Here is a 25204-nt window from a genome sequence, read left to right as displayed (position 1 = left end):
CATTCGTACCATGAACGACCTGGGACGTCCAATCGAGTTGCTGCTCGAACTGTTCCGTTCGGTGCCACATGTGATGGTGTGCGTGAAGAACGACGACGGGGTGTACGTCGGCGTGAACCGTGCGTTCGTCCGACGCACCCGACGACGGCACGCGAGCGACGTGCTCGGTCGTCGGGCGCACGACCTCTTCCCGGCCGACCTGGCTGCCTCGTACGACGCCCAGGACCGTGCGCTGCTCGCCACCGGCCAAGCCGTCCGCAACCAACTCGAACCGATCGCCGACGCCGACCATCCGGGTGACGGCCGCTGGTATCTCACCACCAAGGTGCGCCACGACCGCCCCGACCGCCCCGACCGCACCGGTCGAGCCGACCGTGGCCCGATGGTGGTCGTGACCTCGGTCGATGCTCAGCTCGGCGATCGCGCCGACGCCGCGACGGGCCTGCGCGCCGCGATCGAGCTGGTCCATGATCGATGGGATCGGCCGCTCCTGGTCGACGACCTCGCCCGAGCCGCCGGTATGAGCACCGACCGACTCGAGCGAGCCATGCAACGGGCACTCGCCATCTCGCCGAAGCAGTACATCCTGCGAATCCGTGCCGAGCGAGCGGCGGCGCTGCTCGCCACCACACGGCTACCGATCGCCCGTATCGCGGCCGACTGCGGGTACTACGACCAGAGTCAGATGACACGACAGTTCCGCGTCCACATCGGGGTCACGCCGAGTTCGTACCGGCACGCCGTGAGCGGCGGGCAGTAGTCTCGGTCCGTGGGGAACGCCGACGCCGACCACCGTCGTCCGGGCCGTGTCGCGCCCCGGACGGGATCGCCGAGCGATGTCCCCCGCGGACGCAGCATGGTGCGTGTACTCCACATGGCCCTCTCCACGCCGATCGACATCCGCCGACGCCTGGTCGCGCGTCGGGCGAACGAACGGCTCGACGAGGCCGCATCGCCCGGCTCGTTGCCCGACACGTTCACCCAGCCGGCACTCGAGTTCGAGACCTTCTACCGAGCTCACTATCCGTCGGTCGTCCGGCTCGCGTACTCGTTGTGCGGGTCGATGCAGATCGCCGAAGAACTCGCCCAGGAGGCGTTCGTCTCGGCCCACACCCGCTGGCGGCGCGTGGTCGGCTTCGACCGGCCCGACCTGTGGGTTCGTCGGGTCGTGATCAACCGCTCGATCTCGTACCGGCGGCGGGAGACGATCGAGCGCAAGGCGGTGGCACGGCTCCACCCCGACGTCGGCGACACGACCGAGCCCACCCTCAGCGACGAAGTCGTCTGGCAGGCCATGCGTGAACTCTCGCCCCGACAGGCCGAAGTGCTCGCGCTCTTCTACGTCGAAGATCAACCGATGAGCGCGGTCGCCGAGATCCTCGGACTCGGCTCCGAGACCGTCAAGACACATCTCAAGCGGGGGCGGGCCGCACTCGCCGCCAAACTCGACGAGATGGGGCACGTGCGATGAACCTCGAACATCGCCTGCAACACGCTGCACGCGAACTCCGCGAGCTCCCGATCGAGGTGCCCCCGCTCGGCTCGTGCGCGCCGACCCGCGCGAGGTCCCGCCTCCACGTGCTCGCCACCCCGGCGCTGATCCCGATGCTGTTCGTCGCCGGAGCGCTGTTCGCGATCGGGGCCATGCGGCCCGACGTCCACCGACCGATGCACAGCGACATCCCGGCTGCCGTCGCCGCCGATTCGTCCGGCGATGAACCGGCGGTCGCGGCCGGCGGCGATCCCGACGCTGCCGACGTCGATGCGCCGACCGTCGAGGCCCCGTCGGTGCTCGACGAGCTGCAGATGATCGCGGCACTGATCAACGAGCGGCCGACGCCTTCCGCCGACGCGGCGTCGCCCCCGACGGCCGAACCGGCCGAACGTTCCGCCGGTCTCATCGGCCCGATCTGACGCCGCCGGCCGAAGCCGGCTGTCCCCCGCGACGTTCCGGCGTTGCGTGTTCCTCCCGAACATCGAACACAGGGGGAACAGATGCAACGGACCACGGCCGCTCGCGGCGCCGCGCGAGCCACCGCAGCGCTCGCAGCGGTCGCACTGATGGCCGCGGCCTGCGGCGGTGACGACGACGCACCGTCGAGCGGAGCGCCCGACGCCACGGCCGAAGCCGACAGCGACGACGACACGGCCGCCGAACCGTCCGACGCGCCCTCCGAGGATCGAGGCGGGAACGTCGTGTTCGCCGCCGAGCAATGGCCCGACTGCCTGAACCCGATCACCTCGTGCGCGAACGCCTCGTGGTTGGTGTGGTCGGTCTCCGCCCACATCCTCCCGCGCCTGATGGAGCTCGACGTCGACGGGAACTACCGGGCATCGCCGGTGATCGAAGAGGCGCCCAGCATCGAGAACGGGCTGATCACGGCCGACCCCTTCACGGTCACCTACCACCTCCGCGACGACGCAGTCTGGAACGACGGCACGCCGATCACGTCGGACGACGTCCGGTTCACCTGGCGCGCGATCCTCGACACGACCGGCACGCTCTCGACGTCGGGCGTCGACCTGATCACCGACGTCGACGCCTCCGACCCGAAGACGGCCGTGCTCACCTTCAGCGAGCCCTACGCACCGTGGGCCGACCTGTTCGGCGGTGGTACCGGCTTCCTGCTCAAGTCCGGCGAGTTCGGCGACACCACCGATCTCGCCGACGAGATGCTCGAGGCGATCGCGTGGTCGGGCGGGCCGTGGGTGCTGGAGTCGTGGGGCACCGACGAGGCGGTGCTGGTCCGCAACGACGAGTACTGGGACGCCGACCGGGTCCCGCTGCTCGATCAGGTCACGTTCGTCCCGCGCGAGGACACCGACACCGAGATCATCGCGCTCCAGACCGGCGAGGTGGCGGCGATCTTCCCGCAGCCATCACCCGGTGTGAACGAACGGCTCGACCAGGACGGCATCGATGTCGTCGTCGACGGCGGTGTCGTGTTCGAGGGCCTCTGGCCGAACCAGCGGTCACCGCAGTCACCGATCCTCGCCGACCTCGCGGTCCGTGAGGCGCTGGCCTTCGCCATCGACCGACAGGAGATCTTCGACACGGTGATGAAGCCGATCTACCCGAACGGCGAGGTGCTCCAGTGCGCCGGCTGGGTGCCGACCGTCGGCGACTGGTGCGGCGACGACTTCGCCGATGTCACGCAGGATTTCGAACGGGCCGAGCAGATCCTCACCGACGCCGGGTGGGCCCGCAACGGTGATGGCGTGTGGGAGCGGGACGGTGCACCGCTGGTGATCGAATGGAACACGGTCGCCGGGAACTCCCGTCGCGAAGACGTGCAGGCGCTCGTGCAGGAGCAGGTGGCCGACTTCGGCATTCGCTTCGAGATCAACAACCTCGACGCCGGCGAACTGTTCCAGAACCGTCTGCCGACCCTCGACTTCGGCATGGGCCTGTACGCCCAGGTGGCGAGCCCGGACCCGTCGGTGTCGACGCTGTACGACGCCGACCAGATCCCGTCCGAGGCGAACGGGTTCTCGGGGCAGAACAGCATCGCCTGGGACAGCGCGACGGTCACCGACCTGACCCGCAGGGCCGACCGGGCGCTCGACCCGGCCGAACGCCTCGACCTGATCCGGCGGATCGGCGCCGAGGCCCGGGCGGACATGGCCTGGATCCCGCTGTACCAACTGCCGAATCTCACCGCCTGGCGGTCCGACCGACTCGACGGACCGATCGGCGACTGGACCGCCAGCTCCTACGGGGGTTTCTCGAACATGTACGACTGGTACCTGATCGAGTGAGGCGACGGGTTGCGGCGTACGCGGTCACCGATCGATGGGGATTGAGTCGGTGATCGCGTACGCCGTCCGCCGGTTGCTCTTCTCGGTGCCCGTCCTGTTCCTGCTCAGCGTCGTGTCGTTCGCCGCGACACGAGCGGTGACGAGCCCCGAGGCGGGCATCCGCAGCAACCCACGCGTCTCCGCCGAGGACATCCAGCGCTACCGCGAGCAGCTCGGACTCGACGACTCCGCCACCGTGCAGTACCTGCGATGGCTGGGCAACATCGTGCGCGGCGACCTGGGAACGTCGCTCGTGTCGAACCGCGACGTGTGGCCGATCCTCAGCAGGGCGCTCTGGAACACCGCCGTGCTCGGCATCACGGCGATCGTGTTCAGCTTCGCGATCGGCGTCGTGATCGGCACGGTCGCGGCGATCCGGCGCGGCTCGGCGTTCGACTACGGCAGCACCGGTCTGGCGTTCTTCGGGCTCTCGATGCCGAACTTCTGGTTCGCGATCATGCTCCAGCTCTTCTTCGGGGTGTACCTCGTCGACTGGCTGGCCTTGGACGGACCGTTCTTCTACACCGCGGGCGCCCGATCGCCCGGCACCACCGGCTTCGACCTCGTCGACCGGGCACGCCACCTCGTGCTGCCCGCGCTCGTGCTCGCCGTCCAGCTGATCGCCGTCTACAGCCGGTACATGCGAGCGTCGCTGATCGAGGTCATGGGCACCGACTACATCCGGACCGCCAAGGCGTCGGGAGCGACCGAGCGCCACGTCGTGACGCACCACGCGATGCGGAACGCGATGATCCCGGTCACCACGCAACTCGCCGGAGATGTCGGCGCGATCTTCGGCGGGCTCGTGATCACCGAGACCGTGTTCCAGTGGCCCGGCATGGGTCCACTGTTCCTCGACGCCATGCAGAGCGGTGACTACCAGGTGATCCTCCCGTGGCTGATGATCACCGCATTCGCCGTCGTCGTGTTCAACCTGATCGCCGACCTGGCGTACGGGGTGCTCGACCCGAGGATCAGGTACGGCTGAGATGGCCCACCCCATCGATGCCGTCCGCTCGGACGCACCCGTGGACGGCGGCTTCGCCCGCCCACCGGAAGGGCAGGCTGCGATGGCCTGGCGTCGTTATCGCACACATCGACTCGCGGTCGTGTCGGGTGTCGTGCTCGGGGTGTTCGTGGCGCTGTGCGCCCTCGCCCCGCTGCTGGCGCCGCACGGCTCCACCGACCAGGACCTGTCGGCCACCTTCGCGTCGCCCGACGGCGACCACTGGCTCGGCACCGATTCGCTCGGCCGTGACCAACTCTCTCGGCTCCTGTACGGCGGCCGGGTGTCGCTGGCGGTCGGATTCGGGGTGGCCGTCGTCAGCGGGGTGTTCGGGACGCTGGTCGGTTCGATCGCCGGCTACCTGGGCGGGTGGATCGACAACGTACTGATGCGCTTCACCGACTTCATGCTGGCGTTGCCGGCCCTCATCTTCCTGATCGTCGCCGCCCGCGTGTTCGGCGACTCGATCGTCACCGTGGTGTTCCTCGTCGCCGCGGTGACGTGGATGCCCCTCGCTCGGATCGTGCGGGGCGTGACGCTGTCGCTGCGCGACCGTGAGTTCGTGACGGCCGCCCGGGCGACCGGGGCGGGCCCGACCCGGATCGTGATCCGACACGTGCTGCCCAGCACCGTCGGGCCGGTGGTGGTCAACCTCACCCTCACGATGGCGGCGGCGATCCTGCTCGAGTCGGCGCTGTCGTTCCTCGGCCTCGGAATCCAGCCACCGACGCCAACGTGGGGCAACATGCTCGCCGGTTCCAAGGGTTTCGTGCAGACCGCACCGTGGCTGGTCTGGTTCCCGGGTCTGATGATCCTGATCACGGTGCTGTGTGTGAACTTCGTCGGCGACGGCCTCCGCGACGCCCTCGATCCCACCGATCGACGCATCTGCTGACGCTCCGGTGCTGCGCGGTGTCCCCCGCGGCGACCTCGCGCGGCGTGTTCCACACGATGTGCGAGGACCCCCAACCGGACCGCGAGCCGAAGTCGGCGCGCCTGCGCACGTTCCGCAGCAGCTCCGACCAGCCCTACCTCGTGTTGCCCGGCACACCCTCGGCACGGGCACCGGCCGACGTCGCGCGCGCCCTGGACGACGACATCGACCGATCGCCGGGCGACACCGTCACCCCATGACGGTGCCGGACGTGACCGCCCGTTCGCGACGCCGCGAGAACGCGCCGAGATCGATCGTACGGCCGGTGCGCGATCCGGTGAACTGCACCGGATCGGCGTCGTGGTCGTGACCTGACATGGTGGCGTCGATGATCTCGCGCATGAACTGCCCGGCGATCGGCGCGTTCTTGAATTGGTTCCCGCTCGTCGCACAGGCCATGAAGTACCCGTCGAGCGACGACCGGTCGTAGATCGGCACCCAGTCGTCGGATGCGTCGTACAGCGAGGCGATCCCCGAGGGTCGACTCGGTACCCCGAAGTCCGGAACCCGCCGGGCGAACCGCATCATGTACCGCTCGAACACCTCGACGGTCGGGTGATCGGAGTTGGTGTCGGGATCGTCGACCCAGTGCAGTTCGTCACACTCGGGTTCGGTACCGCCGATCAGCACGGTGCCGCCGGGCTGCGGCCGGAAGTACTGGCCGACGTCGAGATCGGCGACCAGCGGTGCGCCGTCCTCGAGCCGGGCACCCGACGGCGCCGGCGCGGCGAACACCTCCTGACGGAGCGCTCGGTGGCCGATCGTCATGTCGTCGGTCACGCCCGCCATCCGGTTGATCGAGCTCGAGTGCGGGCCGGCGACGTTGACCACGATCGGCGACGTGATCGACGAACCGTCCGACAGCGTGACACCGGCGACCTCGTCACCGCTGCGATCGATCGAGACGACCTCGGTCCGGAACCGGAACTCGGCTCCGTGCCGGCGGGCCGCGTACGCGAGGTTCTTCGCGGCGAGCATCGGGTCGTCGATGAAGCCGGCGTCGGGGCTGAGGATCGCGCTCAGACGCCCGTCGGCAGCGTCGGCGAAGGCGGGATCGTCGATCCGCTTCGGTGGGTGGTACTTGCCGGTGTCGAGCCAGGGAAATCGGCCGGCGAGTGCGTCGGCGTCGAGATCCTCGTGCTCGATCCCAAACTCGTCCCAGAGCTCCATCATGCGGACCCCGTCGTAGCCGGTCGTGCGCAGGATCAGGTTGCCGGTGGGGATGAAGCGGCACATGCCGTCGGGATCGGACATGCCGAGATGGCCGGCCCAGTCGTGCCACATCGCGGCTGCCTCGTAGGCGGTCAGGATCGCGTCGCGTGTCGAGTAGCTGAAGCGGATGATCGCCGACGATGCGCTGGTCGAACCGGCACCTGCTCCGGGACCCTTGTCGATCACGACGACCGAACGGCCACCGCGCGCCAACTCGAGCGCGACCGACGACCCGATCACGCCGGCGCCGATCACGATCGCGCCGTACTCGCTCATGTCGCGGCCCCCTCGACGATCGCCTCCTGCCACACCCGCGTGTCGGCCACCGAGTTGAACGTGAAGACGTGCAGGGCTTCGATGCCGAGTGCGTCCGCATCGTCGGCGAACGCCACCACGTGGTCGGTCGGGTCGAAACCGCCAGGGGCCATCAGATGCATCACGGTCGACCGGTTCTTGGCGAGGAACCGCATCGAGGCGCCGATCCCGAGGCGGGTCCCCATCTTCATCAGCCGCGCCCGGTCGACGACACCGGGCACACCGAGTCTGATCGGCAGCGTGATGCCGGCCGAACGTTCCCGGTCGATCCAGTCACGCACCATCCCGTCATCGAAGCACATCTGCGTCGAGATCCAGCCGCCGACGCCGAACTCGGCGAGCAGGGACTGCTTCGCCCGCAGCTGCATGTGCAGATCGGCGTCGTCGATCAGTGCGTGTCCATCGGGATAGCCGGTGACGCCGATCCGCCCGACACCGGGGTCGGCGGCGAGGAAGTCACGCATGAACGGCAGCGCACCGTCGTACGGCCCGGCCGGTTCGGGAGCGTCACCGGCGATCACGAACACCTCCGACAGCCCGCAGTCGCGGACCCAGCGAGCGAGCTCGCGTGTCTCGTCCGGACCGGCGACGAGACGGGCGGCGACGTGGGGGATGGGTCGGTGCCCGAGCGTCAGCAGACGTTCGGTGTACTCGCGGGTCGCCATGATGCCCTTCACGGGCGAGCAGGTGACCGACACGCGCGAGCCGTCCGGCAGCGCCTCTATCGCCTCGTCGATCGACGCCATCGGCACGATCTCGTAGTGGAGGTGCTCGACCAGGTCACGCATGGCGTCGCGCAGGTCGGGATCGGCGGCTTCGATCACGTCGACCACGTCGGTCGCGTCGAGCGGGTCGCTCGAACCGGCGAGATCGAACGGGAGGATCTTCTTCAAGAGGCTGATCATCGTCGGCCCGTCATCACGCGAACGCGTCCGGCAGTTCGGCCTTGCGTCGATCGACGTACTCGCGGAGTTGCTCGTCGACGGCGTCGTCGATCGGCGGTGCCGTGTACGACGCGAGCTGCTCCTTCCAGACGGCGTTGGCCCGCTGTGCGGCGTCGAGACCGCCCTCCTCCGACCACTGCTCGAAACTGTTGTTGTCGGCGGTGGTCGATCGGTAGAACGCGCTCTCGAAGTTGGCGAGGGTGTGGGCGGTGCCGAGGAAGTGCTCACCCGGCTCGTGTTCGAGGATCGCGTCGATCGCCTGTCCGTTCGGCGACAGGTCGAGCCCCTTCACGAACGTCGCCATGCCGCCGAGTTGATCGCAGTCGAGCACGAACTTCTCGTAGCCGATCGCCAACCCACCCTCGAGCCAACCGGCCGCGTGCAGCACGAAGTTGACACCGCCCATCACGGTCGGCAGCAACGTCGATGCCGACTCGTACGCGGCCTGGGCATCCGGCAGCTTCGAAGCGCAGAGCGAGCCGCCGGACCGGAACGGCACCCCGAGTCGACGGGCGAGCTGAGCCACCGTGTACAGGACCACGGCCGGTTCGGGGGTCCCGAACGTCGGTGCCCCCGACTGCATCGACATCGAGCTGGCGAACGAGCCGAGCACGACCGGTGCTCCCGGACGCACGAGCTGGGTGAAGGTGATGCCCGCCAACGCCTCGGCCAGGGTCTGTGCCGCGACCCCGGCCGACGTCGCCGGCGACATGGCTCCCGCCAGTATGAACGGGGTGATGATGCACGCCTGGTTGGCGGCGGCGTAGACCTCGGCCGCTTCGAGCATCGAGCCGTCCCAGATCAACGGCGACGAGGCGTTGATCAGGCTGGTCATCACCGTTCGATCCTGCAGGTCGCCGCCGAAGGCGATGCGCGCCATCTCCACGGAATCGGCCGCCCGTTCACCCGCGGTGACCGACCCCATGAACGGCTTGTCGCTGTACCGCAGATGGGCGTACACCATGTCGAGGTGCCGTTTGCTGACGGGCACGTCGACCGGCTCGCACACGGTCCCGCCGCTGTGATGCAGGTACGGCGACACGTAGCTGAGCTTCACGAAGTTCTCGAAGTCGGCGATCGTGGCGTAGCGCCGACCCTGGTCGAGATCGTGAACGAACGGCGATCCGTAGTTCGGGGCGAACACGGTGGCGTCGCCGCCGATCTGCACGTTGCGTTCGGGGTTGCGGCCGTGCTGCGTGTAGACCGCCGGCGTCGACGCCCGGACGATCTGCCGGCACATCCCACGTGGGAACCGGACCCGCGTCCCGGTGACGTCGGCACCGGCGTCGGCGAACCGTTCGAGCGCCGACGGGTAGTCACGGATCTCGACCCCGACCTGTTCGAGGATCGTGTCGGCGTTGTGTTCGAGCAGCTCCATGCCCTCGTCGGACACGAGTTCGAACGGCCGCATCGTGCGGGTCAGGAACGCTGCCGCATCGGTCACCCCACCGGCGCGGAGAGTTCGGCGGGCCTCGCGGCCGCCTCCCCGACGACCGCTGCGGCTGGGCGTGGGTGCCGTGTCGTCACTCATCGGACGGTTCCTCCTCGCCGTCGTCGACGGCCGCGGTCGCCGGCGGCGCCGGCTTCGATCGGTTGGGGCAACTGCACGACGGCGCTCACGTTCGGCATCGACGCCGTCGCGTGGGGGAACGCCATCGCCGACACGAACAGCTCCTGGAAGCGGGGCTCGGTCGCGGTCTCGATCTTGACCACCTCGCGCACCGCGTGTTCCATCTCGGCCCGCAGCGTCCGCGAGAGCAGGGCCTGGACCGCCCCGGTGCCCGCGGCGTTGCCGACCGCACGCACCGAGTCGAGCGGGCAGTCGGGCACCAGGCCCAACACCATCGCCCGGAGCGGGTCGATGTGGGCACCGAACGCTCCGGCGAGCCGGATGTCGACGACCTCAGGGCGGCCGGCGCGCTCGATCAGCAGGTCGATGCCCGCCCGGAGTGCCGCCTTGGCGAGTTGGATCGCGCGGATGTCGTTCTGGGTGACGGCGACCCGATCGGCAGCGCCGCTCCCGCCGTGGAGCACGTACGAGAACGTCCGCCCGTCGGTCACGACGCGGTCCGTGCGCTCGGCCAGCTCGCCCCGGATCACGCCGTCGCGGTCGACGATGCCGGCCAGGTACATCTCGGCGACGACGTCGATGATGCCCGAACCACAGATCCCCGAGATCCCCGTCGTGGTGGCGAACGCATCGAATGACGAGTCGTCGCTCCACACCTCGATGCCGATCACCTTGAGTCGCGGTTCGAGCGTGACGGGATCGATCCGCACCCCCTCGATCGCCCCCGCCGTCGCCCGCTGACCGCAGCTGATCTGCGCACCCTCGAACGCCGGCCCGGTCGGGCTCGACGCAGCGAACTGGCGAACACTGTTGCCGAGCACGATCTCGGCGTTGGTGCCGATGTCGACGAGGAGCTGCATGCCGTCGGACCGGTGCGGGCCCTCGGCGAGGATCGCCGCCGCCGTGTCGGCGCCGACGTGACCGGCGATGCACGGTCCGACGTAGCAGCGGGCGTTGGGCGCGAGCAGATCGAGGTCGGCCGCGCGGGTCGTGATCGCCCGGTTGGTCGCCAACGTGAACGGAGCCTGCCCGAGCGGGGTCGGATCGATCCCGAGCAGCACGTGGTGCATGATCGGATTCCCGACGAGCACGATCTCGAGCACGTCCTCGCGGAAGCTCTCGACCTGGTCGACCAGGTCGCCGATCAGACCGTCGAGCGCGGTGCGGACCGCGACGGTCAACTCGCGGTCGCCGCCCGGGTTCATCATCACGTACGACACCCGGCTCATCAGGTCTTCGCCGTATCGGATCTGGGGGTTCATCCGCCCCGCCGACGCCAGGACCTCACCGGTCGTCACGTCGCACAGGTGGCCGGCGATCGTGGTCGAACCGATGTCGACGGCGACGCCGAGTGCTCGGTCGACGAAACCCGGCCAGATGGCCACGACCCAGTCGAGCTCGTCGATCGCGACCGTCACCTGTCCCCCGGCGCGTGCGAGCACCGGCTGGAGCGCCGCCAGCGAACCGAAGGGGACGAACGGCGCCGATCGGCCGTGCTGCTCGGCGACCGCCAGCGACAGCGAACCGGCGGCGCTGGCCTCGTCGCCCAGTTCGGGCTTGGGCACCTCGACGTACCACAGCGTGAACGACGGGTCGATCGTGACCGGTGGCAGGTCGAGGTCCTTGCGGACGACCTGGCGGTGCACCTGGCTGGTGGCCGGGACGTCGACGACGACGTCGGCACGGATCGTTGCAGCGCACCCGAGCCGGTGGCCCTCGGCGAAGGGACGCGCACCGTGGTACGACGTCTCGATCGCCGTCGGTGGCCCGAGCGCATCGGAGGTGACGGTGACGCCCCATTTGGCGAACGTGCCGATGCTGGGCATCACCTGACAACGGCCACAGATGCCGCGTCCGCCGCACACCGTGTCGAGGTCGGCGCCGAGCAGTCTGGCGGCCTCGAGGACGGTCGTGCCGTGCTCGACGAGTCCGCTCAGACCCGAGGGCGTGAAGACGACCTGGTGCTCGCCGGCGGCCATCGTGTCACTCCGCCGGACGCCGGCGGCGCCGGCCCTCGCGTGCGCCGCGCCCGCCGGCCGGCGCGTCGGGATCACGGTTGGCACGGATCCACGCCCCGCAGTCGCGATCGGTGCCCATCAGCACGTCGGCGGCCATCACCGCCGACTTCACCTCGGGATGGAGCGGGTTCATGATCGCCGAGGTCATGCCCGACGCGATCGCCATCGACAGGAACGTCCCGGTGATCACGTGCCGGTTCGGCAGCCCGAAGCTGACGTTCGACGCACCGCAGGTGGTGTTCACCTCGAGCTCCTCGCGAAGCCGCCGCAGCAGCCGGAACGCCTGCTGTCCGGCCGCGCCCATCGCCCCGATCGGCATCACCAGCGGGTCGACGACGATGTCGGAGGCCGGGATGCCGTGATCGGCCGCGCGGTGCACGATCTTCTCGGCGACGGCGAACCGCACGTCGGGGTCCTCGGAGATCCCGGTCTCGTCGTTGGAGATCGCCACCACCGCTGCGCCGTACCGAGCGACGAGCGGCAGCACCCGTTCGAGCACCTCGTCCTCGCCGGTGACAGAGTTGACCAGCGGCTTGCCCTGGTAGACCGCGAGCCCGGCCTCGAGCGCCTCGATGATCGACGAGTCGATCGAGAGCGGAACGTCGGTGACGCGCTGGACGAGCTCGATCGCTCGTGCCAGGAGGGCGGGTTCGTCGGCGAGCGGGATCCCGGCGTTGACGTCGAGCATGTGTGCGCCCGCTTCGACCTGGGCGATCGCATCGGCCTCGACCCGGGAGAAGTCGCCGTCCTTCATCTCGGCCGCCAGCAGCTTTCGCCCGGTCGGGTTGATCCGTTCGCCGATCATCACGAACGGCCGGTCGAACCCGATGACGACCTCTCGCGTCGCGGAACTCACCACGGTGTCGGTCATGTCGCCTCCTGGTCGGTGACCGCCGCGGTGTCGACACCGGGCGATCGGTCGGGATCGTCGTCGAGCTCTTCGAGCGCGAGCAGCTCGCGCCGACCGACCTCGCCGACCTCGCCGTCGACGTCGGCGGCGAATCCGCCGGCGTACGCGAGCCGACCGAGGTATTCGCGAGTCGTCTCCCGCTCCAGACGCGCGGCCTCGGCGTCCGCGGCGGCAGCCGCGTCGCCTCGACACGGCGAGCTCTCCCGCCGCCACTGGGCGATGTCTTCGTCGGCGGTGTAGATCTGCGCCTTGCGCTTCGCTCGATCGATCGCCCGCTGGAACTTGTTGGACAGCACGACCTGATGCCGGTCGCGACCCGACTGGCCGTTGACCTGGGCGGGGATGTCGCGCCAGAAGATCGTGACGACCTGGGACGCCTCGCCGCGGCGGGCCATCAGGCACCCACCGCCCGGAGTTCGACCCGGACCGATTCGCCGAACGGGCCGAGCCCGGTGTGGACGTGCGCGAACTCGAGCCCGAGTCGTGCGGCGGCCGCCTTGCCCGCGTCGACCACGACCGGGTCGTCGGCCTGCGAGAGCAGCAACACACGCCGATAGTTGCCGAAGTAGAGGTCGAGCAACTCGGGATGCCGGTCGATGCGCAGTCCCTGCCAGACGAGGGCGTCGAAGTTCCTGGCGAGGAAGTCGGTGAGGAAGAACGTGCCGATCTCTTCGGCTTGGAGTTCGTCGAAGCGGTCGACGCCGGCGAAGAACTCGTAGCAGTGGGCACCCGGGAGGCGCGAGATCACCCGACCGCACGAGGCGATCCAGGTGTCGAGCATGCCGCCGGTTCCACAGTCGGCGTAGCCGAGGAACACCGGACGCTCGCGCGGAACGTCGGCCAACCGGGCCTCGATCGCCGGCACGATTCGTTCGGGCCGATTGTGCAACGGCGCCGGCAGGTAGTCGACATCGAGCCGGTCGGCAAGCCCGTCGTGGCGGAGCACGGCGCGCAGCTCGCGCACCAGCGCACCACACGCCAACACGAGCGGACCGGTCACTGCACCGACGGTCCCGCAGGCTCGGCCGTCCTCAGGCGACGGGCCGAGACCAACGCTCTGGCCATCTCCGCAGCGACGGCGGCGTCACGGCAGTACCCGTCGGCTCCGACGGCCTCCCCGAACTCCTCGTTGAGCGGCGCGCCGCCGACGAGCACGATGTACTTCGACCGCAGCTGCTTTTCGTCGAGCGTGTCGATGACGACCTTCATGTACGGCATCGTGGTCGTGAGCAGCGCCGACATGCCGAGGATGTCGGGCTGGTGCTCCTCGAGCGCTGCGAGGTACTTGTCGACGTCGCAGTTGATACCGAGATCGACGACCTCGAAGCCCGCGCCCTCCATCATCATCGCGGTCAGGTTCTTGCCGATGTCGTGGATGTCGCCCTTGACGGTGCCGATCACGATCTTCCCGACCGATTCGGCGCCGGTCTCGGCCAGGAGCGGCCGGAGCAGTTCCATTCCCGCCTTCATGGCGTTGGCCGCGAGCAAGACCTCGGGAACGAACAGGATGCCGTCGCGGAAGTCGATGCCGACGATCCGCATGCCTTCGACGAGCGCGTCGTTGAGGACCTTGTCGGCGCCCCAGCCGCGGTCGAGCAGGATCGACGTGCCCTCGACGATCTCGTCGGCGAGACCGTCGTACAGGTCGTCGTGCATCTGCTGGACGAGTTCGTCGTCCGGAAGGGCCGCCAGGTCGATGTCGTCGTTCTCGTCGCTCACGTGGCCCCCCGGTCATCCAAGCTTGCAGTATCCATGATGCGGAACGCGACCGCATTGTGGAACGGTACCAGACGCCGAGCGCCACGTCACCACCTCGAGCCGAGGCCCGCCATCGCCGTGCGGGCGTCGGGTCAGCGCGCCGTCGCCGGGTGATGGCGACCGGCGAGTCGATCGGTCACCCGACCCGCGGCTTCGATCACGAACGCGGCGACCGACGCCGACGCACCCGGCGCCGGGAACCGGTACGACGGCCCGTGCGCCGAGATCGACGCGATCACCGAGCCGGCCGGGTTGAACACCGGCGCCGCCACCGAGTTGAGCCCTTCCGACATCTCCTCGAAGACCCACGCGAACCCAGCCCGGCGGATGTCTTCGAGGCGCTGTCGGATCAGACCCGGATCGGTGACCGTCTGGTCGGTCCACGCCTCGAGCGGGCGCGCCAGGTAGTCGTCCTGCACCTCCGGCGGCGAGAACGCCAACAGCACGAGACCGGCCGAAACCACGTGGGCGTCAACGCTCTCGCCGGTCCAGTCACGAACCTGGACCTGGTGGTCGCCGTCGACCTGATCGAGGTAGTAGACCGTCGGGCCGTCGAGCACGCCCAGGCCGGCCGCCTCGTCGATCTGCTGCACGAGCTCGACGAGGTGCGGCCGTGCGTGCGCGGTCAGGTTGCGCCCCGGACTGGCCGCCGACGACAGGTCGATGAGGAGCTCACCGAGCGAGTACACCCCGAGCGCCTCACTCTGTTCGACCGCGCCGAGCTCGACGAGTGTGCCGAGCAACCTCGACACGGTGCTCTTCGGCAGTGAGGTCCGTTCGGCGACGTCGGACACCCCCGCCGGACCGCTCGCCAGACATTGGAGCACCGCAAATGCGCGCTCGACCGATTGCACCGTCGACATTCCCTACCAACTCCTTCGTCTCGAAGCATTCCACAATGCGGAACGAAATCACAACTGATCCCGTCGACCGCCAGGTGCCAAGCGGTAGCGTCTCGCCCGTGCACACGGCGCACTCCGACGACACGACCGATACGGGCGGCCCGCTGACGAACTCGATCGCGTGGGCGACCTGGGCGCTGTTCGTCGGGCTGGGGCTGATGCTGACCGGTGCCGGCCTGTTCGCCACCGTCACCGGCATCCGCAGCGAGACCGAGGGCTTCCCGACCGTGTTGATCGGTCTCGTGACCGCGGCCTACTACCTGGGGTTCCTCGCCGGATCACGTGTCACCCTCCGGCTCCTCGGCTCCGTGGGTCACATCCGTGTCTACGCGGCCCTCGCCTCCATGTTGGCTGCGGCCGTGCTCGTCACCGGCATGGTCGTCACGCCGTACGCCTGGATCGCGCTCCGGTTCGTCTCGGGTGCCTGCCTCGCCGGTCAGTACGTCGTCGCCGAATCGTGGCTCAACCAACTCGTCACCAACGCCAACCGCGGCCGGATCCTGAGCTTGTACTCACTCGTCACGATCGTCGCCTACGGACTCGGCCAGGTGAGCGTCGGACTCGTCGATCCCAACACGCTCACCGTGTTCGGCATCGCTGCGATCGTCACGTCGCTGGCCGTCGCACCGGTCGCGCTGTCGGCCGAGGCAGCGCCACCGCTCGTCGGCATCCCCGAACGGATGTCGCTGCGAGAGTTGTTCACCATCGTGCCGACCGGCGTGATCACCTCCGTGCTGGTCGGCGTCGCCCACGGCTCGTTCCTCGGGCTGGCGGCGGTGTACGCGACCCGCGGGGGGCTGACCGAGGGCCGGATCGGACTGTTCGTGGCGTTGCCGACGCTGGGCAGTCTGCTGCTCCAGGTCCCCATCGCTGCAGCCTCCGACGACATCGACCGTCGCGCCGTCGGGGCGCTCGCCGCCTTCATCGCCGCCGGGGCGGCGGTCCTGCTGGTGGCCTCCGACGTCGGTTCGCTGCCGAGCGTGATCGCCATGGTGCTGATCGGCGGCACCACCTACCCGCTGTACTCGATCGCCGGCGCCTACACGACCGACTGGGTGCCGACCGAGAAGCTCACCGCGGCAGCGTCACAGCTGGTGGTGCTGTTCGGCGCCGGCGCCTTCTGCGGGCCCTTCCTCGCCTCGGTGATCATGGCGGCGGTCGGCAACAGCGGCTTCGCGTGGACCGTCGTCATCGTGCACGCGACGATCGGCAGCTACCTCCTCTACCGCATCATCAGGATTCGCGCTCCGTTGCGGGCCAAGCCGTGGAACGAGGTCGCGCTCGCCGGCCGGGTCTTCTACCTCCCGGCGACCGCCGTGGGGATGGGCCGCCGCATCCGCGAGACGAGAAATCGACGGGTTCCACTCCCGGGCTCCGATCTCCTGACCGCCCCGCCGGCCGACGACACCGTACCGACCAGCGTCGCCGACTGATCCCAGATCACCCCATCGGGTGAGCCTGGTGCGAAGTTCGATAACAGAGGGTGTTATCAGCCTCAAGTTTTTGTCTGGCGGTGCCGATCGAACACCGTGCTCAGACTCCGAACCTCCGCCAAACGTTCTCGCGTCGCGTTGACGCAGGCATTCATGCTCGCCGTCGCCGGCGTGATCACGCTGCCGACGGCCGCCACGGTCGACGCCGCGTCGACGATCACGAACACATTCGGCTACACCGGCTCGACACAGACCTTCACCGTGCCGGATGGTGTGACCTCGATCGAGGTCACGCTCCAGGGCGCCCAGGGCGGTCGCGGCGGCGGTGACTCCCAGGGGTCGCCGACACCCGGCGGCTACCAGGGTGTCGTGACGGGCACGATCGCGGTGACCCCCGGCCAGGAGATCACCGTGGCGGTCGGCGGCGGTGGCGGAACCGGCGCGTCGAGCGTGAACAACACCGGCGGCGGTTCGCCCGGTCTGAACCCCCTCGAGGGCTACGACGGCTCACGCGGCGGCAACGCCGGCAACGCCGGTTCGTCGGGCGCAGGTGGCGGCAGTGGTGCCGCCACGGTGCTGATCGTCGACGGCACACCGATCGTCGCCGGCGGTGCCGGCGGCAACGGCGGCAACGGTCAGTTCGCCCCGATCGTCGGTCGGCGGGCCGAGCCCACGCACACAGCACGACCCGACCTCGTCTCGACCACCGGCCGCCCCGGCTGGAACACCGCTGACGCCTGCACCGTGGCCTCCTGCGACGGTGGTGCGTCCGGCGCCGGCGGCGGCGGTGCCGTCGGCGGCGACCGCGGCACCATCCAGTACGGCGGAGCGAGTGCGACCGAATACTTCGGTTTCGGCGGCTTCCCCGGTGCCAACGCAACGGCCGGGCTGCCCGGCCTCAGCGCCAACTACAGCTACTACGCCGGCAACAGTGCCCACGGTTCGCTGACGATCACCTACAGCGACGGCGCGCCGAGCGCCCCGCTGAACCTCGCGGGCACGTCGGCCACCAACGCCGTCCAGCTCGCGTGGGACACCCCGTCGGCACCGGGTTCGTCCCCGATCACCGACTATCGCGTCGAATACGGCACCAGCGCCGGCGGCCCGTTCACCATCTTCGACGACGGCGTCTCGACGTCCACCTCGACCGAGGTCACCGGGCTCACGAACGGCGTCAGCTACTTCCTCCGCGTCACCGCGATCAACAGCGTCGGCTCCGGTTCCTCGGCGACGACGGTCGTCGGCATCGTGCCGAGCGACGTCCCCGACCAGCCCACGATCGACGACGCCACCGCATTCGGCGGCGGCGCGTACATCGACTTCACACCGGGCGACAGCGACATCGACATCAACTCGTACGAGTACCGCCTCGACGGCGGAGCCTGGCAGACCGGATCGGTCGACGAGGATCGCATGACGATCACCGGCCTCACCAACGGCACCACGTACTCGGTCGAGATCCGAGCGATCAACGACATCGGTCCGAGCCTCCCCTCGAGCCCTGCGGTGACCGTCACACCGATCGACGTGCCGCAGGAACCGACCGGCACACTGCTCAGCGCCGGCGACGGGACGATCGACGCGAGCTGGATCGCTCCTGCCGGGAACAACGGCTCGGCCGTGACCGACTACGTCATCCAGTGGGCGACCTCGATCGACGGTGCGTACACCACGGTCGTCGACGGCGTCTCCCTCGACACCACCCATCAGATCACCGGCCTCACCAACGGAACCACCTACTTCGTGCGGATCGGTGCGGTCAACGCAGCCGGCACCGGCCCGTGGTCGGCGCCGGTGTCGGCCACGCCGTACACGACCCCGTCCGCACCTGCGATCGACATCACCCCAGGCGACGGTTCGCTCACCGTGGGCATCACCCCCGGCTTCGACGGCGGCAGCGCCGTCACCGCGTGGCAGTACCAGCTCGACGGCGGCGCCTGGATCTCGACCGGCTCCCTCGCTGAAGCGTTCACCGTCTTCGGTCTCACCAACGCCACCAGCTACGACATCAGCGTCCGCGCCGTCAACGCTGCCGGCATCGGCGACGCAGCCGACACCGCGTCGGCCACGCCGCGCACCGTCCCCTCCCCTCCCTCGATCTCCGCTGTGGCGCTCAACACGGGTGCGGTCAGCGTCACCTTCTCGGTCGGCGCCACGGGCGGCAGCCCGATCACCAACGTCGAGTACTCCATCGACGGTGGCGAGACCTGGATCACCCGGGACCCGGCCTCGACCTCCAGCCCGCTGACCGTCAGCGGGCTGACCGGCGGCGTCACGTACCCGATCCAGCTCCGCGTCGTCAACGACGCCGGAGCCAGCGGACCGTCGAACACGTCGTCCGTGACCGCGAAGGGCACCCCCGTGGCACCGGCGATCATCGTCACACCGGCCGACAGCGCGCTGGTGGTCACGTTCGCCGCTCCCGCCAACGGCGGGTCGCCGATCACCAACTACGAATACTCGATCGACGACGGCTCGAACTGGGTGACGCACGCACCGGCGGCCACCAGCCCCCTGACGATCGCCGGCCTGACCAACGGCACCTCGTACGACGTCCGACTCCGCGCCGTCAACGTCGTCGGCTTCAGTCCGCCGTCGGCGACCGCCACCGCCACCCCACGCACGGTTCCGAGCGCACCGGTCATCGACGGCGACACGGTCGCCGGGGGCACCGGCTCGCTGACCGCGACGTTCATCGCTCCCAAGTTCGACGGCGGCAGTGCGATCCTCACCTACCAGTACTCCACCGACGCCGGCGAGACCTGGCGCAACCGTGACGACGGCGACACCGTGGAGAGCCCGCTCGTCATCACCACCGAATCCTCCGACGGCGTCACGCCGCTCACCGGCGGCGCGACCTACCCGGTCGAGCTCCGTGCCGTGAACGCCGCCGGCCCGGGCAGCGCGTCAGCGGTCGCCACCGGGATCCCGACCACGGCCCCCGACGCTCCCGTCGTCATCGCTGCCGAGGGCGGCAACGGACAGGCGAACGTCCGGTTCGCCCCGCCGGCCAACGGCGGCTCCGCCATCCTCCGATACGAATACCGTCTCGACGGGGGCCCGTGGGTCGACACCGATACCCTCGCCAGCGAGTTCGTCGTCACGGGATTGACCAACGCGACCAGCTACTCGCTCGAACTGCGCGCCGTCAACGGCGTCGGTGAAAGCGACCCGTCGGCACCCGCGGTGATCGACGTCTTCACCACGCCGGGCGCACCGACGCTCGACGAGATCACCTCGGGTGACCAGACGCTCGATGTCGCCTTCGTGGCCGGCGACGACGGCGGCTCCCCGATCACCGGGTACGAGTACTCGACCGACGGTGGCCAGACCTGGCGCGAGCGCGCCAGTGGCAGCACCGCCTCACCCCTCGCGATCGACTCGCAGAGCAGCGACGACGCACCGCTGGTCAACGGCACCATCTACGACGTCCAGATCCGTGCGGTCAACGCTGCCGGTCCGGGCGGCGCCAGCGAGAGCCGGCTCGCCGCTCCCCGCGGCAACCCGTCGATGCCGACCGGCCTGACGGTGACCGGTGCCGACTCGGCGCTCGTGATCTCATTCGTCGCCGGCAACGACGGCGGCTCGCCGATCACCGCGGTCGAGTACCGACTCGACGGCGGCGACTGGGTCGACGCCGGTTCGCTGAACAGCCCGTTCAACATCCCGGGCCTCGACAACGGCACCACCTACGACGTCGAGATCCGCACCCGGAACGCCGTCGGCGCCAGCCCCGAGACCCCGGTCGTCAGCGGCACGGCACGCACCGTGCCCGGCGCCCCGACCGCCGCTGCCGCCACCGGTGCGTCCGGTCAGGCCTCGGTCACGTGGTCGGCACCCGCCGACAACGGCGGCGCCGCGATCAGCGGCTACACCGTCCGCTTGTTCGAGCAGGCGACCGGCGGCTCGCCGATCGGAACCTGCACCACCACCGGCGACCTCTCCTGCGTCGTCACCGGCCTCACCAACGGTGTGACCGTCTACGCGGACGTCGTCGCCGAGAACGAGGCCGGCGCCGGCGCCGCCAGCGCACCACGTGCCGTGGCGATCCCGCTGGGTGTCCCGAGCGTGCAGATCGGCTCGATCACGTCGGCGGCCACCTCGCTGAGTGTCGTCGTCGACCTGGTCGACGACGGCGGCCGCCCGGTGTCGAACTACGAGTACCAGCTCGATGGCGGCGCCTGGGTGTCGGCAGCCAGCGGTTCGAGCCCGTTCCCCGTCCCGGGCCTCTCCACCGGCGTCGAGTACTCGGTGCGCATCCGTGCGACCGGCCCCGGCGGCACGAGTGACCCGTCCGACATCGTGCTCGCCACACCGTACGGCCTGCCCGGCGCACCGACCGCGCTCATCGCCAACAGCGGCCCGGGCTCGGCGGCGCTCAGCTGGACCGCCCCGGCCTCGAACGGTGGAGAAGCCATAACCGACTACGTGGTGCAGTTCGCGACGAGCGCCGGTGGACCGTTCACCACGTTCGCCGACGGCACGAGCGCCGCGACCAGCGCCACGGTGACCGGGCTCACGAACGCCACCAACTACTTCTTCCGGGTCGCCGCCAAGAACCCCGCCGGCACCGGCACCAACTCGCCGTTGGCGTCGACGACGCCACTCGCGGCCCCCAGCGCGCCGACGATCACCGGCATCACCCCCGGCACCGGCTTCCTGCAGGTGGCCTTCACGGCACCCGGATCGAACGGCGGCTCGGCGGTCACCGGCTACCAGTACCGACTCGACGGCGGTGCGTGGAAGAACACGGCCGGCACGTCGTCGCCGACGACGATCACCGGTCTCACCAACGGCACCGAGTACGACGTCGAACTCCGCGCCGTCAACGTGGTGGGCGGCGGTACGCCGTCGGCCACCGTGTCGGCCACGCCGTACGGCCTGCCGGGTGCGATCCTCGGGTTCCGCGCCACTCCCGGCGCCGGCAACGTGCTCCTCGAGTGGGATCCCGCTGCCGCCAACGGCAGCCCGATCACCAGCTACAACGTGATCCGCTGGAGCGCGTTGAACGAAGGCTCGATCATCGCCAGCTATCAGCCGACAGGCACCAGCCTGACCCTGTCCGGCCTCGGCAACGGCACGTACTACTTCACGGTCGAGGCCACCAACGGAGCCGGTACCGGCCCGCGCAGCACTCCTCGCACCACCGCGATCGTCGGCTCGACGCTCCCGTCGGCACCGACCGCACTCGGCGTCGTCGTCGACGGCAGCGATGCCGATCTGTCCTGGACCGCCGGCTCGACCGGCAGCCACTCCACCTCGAGCTACCTCGTGCAGTTCTCGGGCGACGGCTCCTCGTGGACCACGCTGGCATCCGGTTCATCCGCCAACTCGGCGTCGTTCGAGTTGCCGTCGGCCGCGACGACGTACTCCCTGCGGGTCGCTGCGGTCTCTGCAGCAGGCACCGGGGCGTTCGCCACGATCGCCCCGCCGACCGTCTCCACCGGCCCTGCCGGCGGCGTGACCACGAGCGCCGCCGACCTGTCCGGCACCGTCGACGCCAACGGCGGATCGGCGACCCCCTCGTTCGAGTACGCCGCCGACGCCGCCGATCTCGGCACCGTGTCGTCGGAGTCCGTCGCCGGCACCCCCGACCCGGTCACGGGGAGCGATGAGGCGATCAGCGCCACGGTCGCCGACCTGACGCCGGGCACCGAGTACTCGATGCGTGCCGTCGCCACCACATCGAATGCGACGGTCTACGGCGCCGTCGTGACCTTCACAACCGACGCATCGATCGTGACCGACGACCTCACCCCGACCTACACCGGCGAGCCGGTCGAGGTCGAGGCGACCACCTACCCGGCCGACCTCGTAGTGACCCGGACGTTCGTCGGCATCGACGGCACCGTCTATCCGAGCTCGTCGACCCCGCCCACCGATGTCGGCACGTACCAGATGACGACCGTGTCCGCCGACGAAACACTCGAGGCCTCGGAGACGGTGACCCTCACGATCGAGCCCAAGCCGATCGACGTGCTCGTGACCGCGGTCGACCGCGACTACGACGGCACGGTCGACGTCGAGTTGACGCTCGATCTCGATGGCGTCATCGAAGGTGACGACGTGGCGGCCGTTTCGGCCAGCGTGTCCGGAGAGATGGCCGACGCCGACGCCGGCATCGACAAGGAGGTCGACATCGTGGTCGACGGTGAGCTGTTGAGTGGCGACGACGCCGTCAACTACGAACCGACGATCGCCGACACGACCGAGGTGACGATCGCCCAGCTCGATCAGACCGTCGGCTTCACGACCAGCGCACCGGACCCGGCGCTCGTCGGCCACACCTACGTCCCCGCTGCCGAGTCGTCGGCCGACCTGACGGTGACGATCACGGTCGATGAGTCGAGCGACGGCATCTGCTCGATCGACGCCGGCATGGTCACGTTCGACGCCGCCGGCGAGTGCATCCTGGTCGCATCACAGACCGGCACCATCAACGTCGGAGCCGCGACGCCGGCGTATCAGATCTTCGAGCTCACCCGCAGCGCCCAGACGGTGCTGCTGTCGCTCGACGATGTGACGCTGGCCGACGGCCCGATTGCCCTCTCCCCCGTCATCGACGGTCGGCCGCTGACGTACGTCGCCGGTCCGGCCGGCGTGTGCTCGGTGACCGGCGCGTCACTGGCGCTCCACGGAACGGGTACCTGCGAGGTCACGGCCACGCAGGCCGGCACCGCCGAGTTCCTCCCGGCCGAGGCGACCGACACGTTCGTCGTGTCCCGCATCGCCCAGGTGGTCACGCTCCCTGTGCTCGGTGGCGTCCCCGACGTGGGCATGCCCTTCCCGCTGCCGCCGACGACCTCCGAAGGTCTGCCGGTCACGTACACCGCGGGTCCGTCCTCGGTCTGCGTCATCAGCGGCGGCAACCTCGTGATCGTCGGCAGCGGCCGATGCACGGTCACGGCCACGCAACCCGGTGACGGCACGCGCGCCCCGTTCAGCTCGACGACTCGCTACGACGTCGCACCCGACGCCGAGATCGGTCTCACGATCGAGATCGACACCAGCCGCCCGGCGGCCGGTGGGTCCGTGACCGTCGACGGCGCCGGCCTCCTGCCTGGTTCGTTCGTGACGATCGAGCTCGACGGCAGCCCGCTCGGCGCTTCCAAGGTCAAGGTCGGCAGCGACGGCACGTACCGTGCAGTCGTCGAGCTGCCCGACGACATCACACCGGGTTCGCACACGATCAGCGTGTCGGGCACGGCGTGGGACGACTCGCCGGTGACCACCGTCGAGCACGTCTTCGTCGACTGGTCGGGTTCGTTCTCCGACACCGACGGTGAAGCCGACGGCGGCGGATACACGGCGGTCGACGCCACCCGGATCCTCGATACCCGCGAAGTGCCCGGCCGATTGGTCGCCGACACCGAGTACCGGGTCGAGGTTCCCGCCGGCCTGGTCGGCGCCGACGCGACGACGTTGACGGTGAACCTGACGGTCACCGAACCCAGCGCACCCGGCTTCATCACGGTGTACCCGTGTGGGGTCGATCGCCCGCTCGCCTCGGCCACCAACTACACGACGGGCGAGACGCGTGCGAACGTCGTCGACGTCCCGTTCACGGCCGGATCGGACATCTGCCTCTACAGTCTCGTCGACACCGATGCGATCATCGACGTCCAGGGCTTCTACAGCCCGTCCAACGACAGCCGCATCGTGCCCCGCACAGCGACCCGTCTGGTCGACACCCGCCCGGGCAACAAGCTCGGCGCCGGCGAGACCCGCGTGGTCGACGTCGTCGGCAAGAACAAGGCATCGTCGTCGGCCACGGTCGTCGTGCTCAACATCGCCGCCACCGAGACCGAAGGTCCCGGCTTCTTCACGGTGTTCCCGTGTGGCGACGATCTTCCGCTCGCCTCCAACCTCAACTTCATGGCCGATCAGACGGTGAGCAACGAGGTGTTCGTGGAGCCGGGCGACGACGGCACCGTGTGCATCTATTCACTCACCGCGGCGCACGTGGTCGTCGACCTCGACGCCACGTTCGAGCCGACCGGCTCGCTCGACTTCGAGTCGGTCGTGGCTGGTCGGGTGGCCGACACCCGCCCCGACGGAAAACTGGCTGCGGGTGAGACCCGTGAGTACCACATCGCCGACGGCGTGGCTGCCGCCGCCCTCAACGTCGTCGCCACCGAGACCGCCGGCCCGGGCTTCCTCACGGTCTTCCCGTGTGACGCCGACCTGCCGCTCGCCTCGAACGTGAACTTCCATCGAGCCGACCAGACGGCCAGCAACCATGTGACCGTCCGGGTGGACGGCGAGGGCAGGGTGTGCGTGTTCTCGAGCATCGCGGCCCACATCGTGGTCGACGTCGAGGGCGTCTTCCGCGAGATCGGGGGCTGAGCCGACCGAACCGGTTCGACGAGCCGCGGGCAGCTCAGAGCTGCCCGCGGCTCGTCGC

The 25204-nt window shown here is 69.5% G+C and carries 18 protein-coding genes; 9 read left to right on the top strand and 9 right to left on the bottom strand.

Features of this window, described 5'->3' with window-relative positions:
* The first annotated feature begins 10 nt into the window (after positions 1–10).
* The 7 genes from R8G01_21220 to R8G01_21190 all read left to right on the top strand — a co-directional run bounded on the left by R8G01_21220 (position 11) and on the right by R8G01_21190 (position 5938).
* Positions 11–760 carry an AraC family transcriptional regulator gene (locus R8G01_21220; GenBank protein MDW3216527.1) on the top strand — a complete coding sequence of 250 codons (750 nt, stop codon included), beginning with the start codon at positions 11–13 and terminating at the stop codon, positions 758–760.
* Between the two features lie 96 nt (positions 761–856).
* Positions 857–1471: a SigE family RNA polymerase sigma factor gene (locus R8G01_21215; protein ID MDW3216526.1), complete on the top strand. Its 615-nt coding sequence runs from the start codon at positions 857–859 to the stop codon at positions 1469–1471.
* Positions 1468–1914, top strand: a complete 447-nt coding sequence (locus tag R8G01_21210; protein MDW3216525.1) for a hypothetical protein — start codon at positions 1468–1470, stop codon at positions 1912–1914. Before R8G01_21215 ends, R8G01_21210 begins: the two co-directional genes overlap by 4 nt.
* A gap of 81 nt (positions 1915–1995) precedes the next feature.
* On the top strand, positions 1996–3759 hold the full coding sequence (locus tag R8G01_21205; GenBank protein MDW3216524.1) for a peptide ABC transporter substrate-binding protein: 1764 nt from the start codon (positions 1996–1998) through the stop codon (positions 3757–3759).
* Between the two features lie 34 nt (positions 3760–3793).
* Entirely contained in the window at positions 3794–4786 is a 993-nt protein-coding gene (locus R8G01_21200; protein ID MDW3216523.1) for an ABC transporter permease, read from the top strand.
* Between the two features lies 1 nt (position 4787).
* Entirely contained in the window at positions 4788–5699 is a 912-nt protein-coding gene (locus R8G01_21195) for an ABC transporter permease (GenBank protein MDW3216522.1), read from the top strand.
* A 17-nt stretch (positions 5700–5716) separates the two neighbouring features.
* Positions 5717–5938, top strand: a complete 222-nt coding sequence (locus R8G01_21190) for a hypothetical protein (protein ID MDW3216521.1) — start codon at positions 5717–5719, stop codon at positions 5936–5938.
* Here the strand turns inward: R8G01_21190 and R8G01_21185 are convergent.
* The 9 genes from R8G01_21185 to R8G01_21145 all read right to left on the bottom strand — a co-directional run bounded on the left by R8G01_21185 (position 5928) and on the right by R8G01_21145 (position 15328).
* The gene (locus R8G01_21185) at positions 5928–7226 is read right to left on the bottom strand and encodes an FAD-dependent oxidoreductase (GenBank protein MDW3216520.1); all 1299 of its coding nucleotides are present in this window, start codon (positions 7224–7226) and stop codon (positions 5928–5930) included. The genes R8G01_21190 and R8G01_21185 overlap by 11 nt on opposite strands.
* Positions 7223–8170, bottom strand: a complete 948-nt coding sequence (locus tag R8G01_21180; protein ID MDW3216519.1) for a hypothetical protein — start codon at positions 8168–8170, stop codon at positions 7223–7225. The genes R8G01_21185 and R8G01_21180 overlap by 4 nt, the downstream gene beginning before the upstream one ends.
* Before the next feature lie 13 nt (positions 8171–8183).
* Positions 8184–9740, bottom strand: a complete 1557-nt coding sequence (locus R8G01_21175; protein ID MDW3216518.1) for a trimethylamine methyltransferase family protein — start codon at positions 9738–9740, stop codon at positions 8184–8186.
* Positions 9737–11758: an ASKHA domain-containing protein gene (locus tag R8G01_21170; protein ID MDW3216517.1), complete on the bottom strand. Its 2022-nt coding sequence runs from the start codon at positions 11756–11758 to the stop codon at positions 9737–9739. Before R8G01_21170 ends, R8G01_21175 begins: the two co-directional genes overlap by 4 nt.
* 4 nt (positions 11759–11762) lie before the next feature.
* Positions 11763–12668 (bottom strand): dihydropteroate synthase, encoded by a 906-nt coding sequence (locus tag R8G01_21165; GenBank protein MDW3216516.1) that lies wholly within the window; start codon positions 12666–12668, stop codon positions 11763–11765.
* Positions 12665–13102, bottom strand: coding sequence for a virulence factor (locus R8G01_21160; GenBank protein MDW3216515.1), 438 nt, complete (start codon positions 13100–13102; stop codon positions 12665–12667). Before R8G01_21160 ends, R8G01_21165 begins: the two co-directional genes overlap by 4 nt.
* Positions 13102–13707, bottom strand: coding sequence for a DUF1638 domain-containing protein (locus tag R8G01_21155; GenBank protein ID MDW3216514.1), 606 nt, complete (start codon positions 13705–13707; stop codon positions 13102–13104). Before R8G01_21155 ends, R8G01_21160 begins: the two co-directional genes overlap by 1 nt.
* Positions 13704–14426, bottom strand: a complete 723-nt coding sequence (locus tag R8G01_21150) for a corrinoid protein (protein MDW3216513.1) — start codon at positions 14424–14426, stop codon at positions 13704–13706. The genes R8G01_21155 and R8G01_21150 overlap by 4 nt, the downstream gene beginning before the upstream one ends.
* A gap of 131 nt (positions 14427–14557) precedes the next feature.
* Positions 14558–15328, bottom strand: a complete 771-nt coding sequence (locus R8G01_21145) for an IclR family transcriptional regulator (protein ID MDW3216512.1) — start codon at positions 15326–15328, stop codon at positions 14558–14560.
* 98 nt (positions 15329–15426) lie between these two features.
* Here R8G01_21145 and R8G01_21140 point away from each other — a divergent pair, with 98 nt between their 5' ends.
* Both R8G01_21140 and R8G01_21135 read left to right on the top strand, forming a co-directional pair.
* Positions 15427–16800 carry an MFS transporter gene (locus R8G01_21140; protein ID MDW3216511.1) on the top strand — a complete coding sequence of 458 codons (1374 nt, stop codon included), beginning with the start codon at positions 15427–15429 and terminating at the stop codon, positions 16798–16800.
* A gap of 96 nt (positions 16801–16896) precedes the next feature.
* Complete coding sequence (locus R8G01_21135) at positions 16897–25146, top strand: fibronectin type III domain-containing protein (GenBank protein MDW3216510.1); 8250 nt, start codon at positions 16897–16899, stop codon at positions 25144–25146.
* Positions 25147–25204: the final 58 nt, after the last annotated feature.

The sequence above is a fragment of the Ilumatobacteraceae bacterium genome (genome assembly GCA_033344875.1).
Lineage (GTDB): Bacteria > Actinomycetota > Acidimicrobiia > Acidimicrobiales > Ilumatobacteraceae > Ilumatobacter.
The sequence above is the reverse complement of the archived record's forward strand: the minus strand, read 5'-3'. Positions and strand labels throughout refer to the sequence as shown.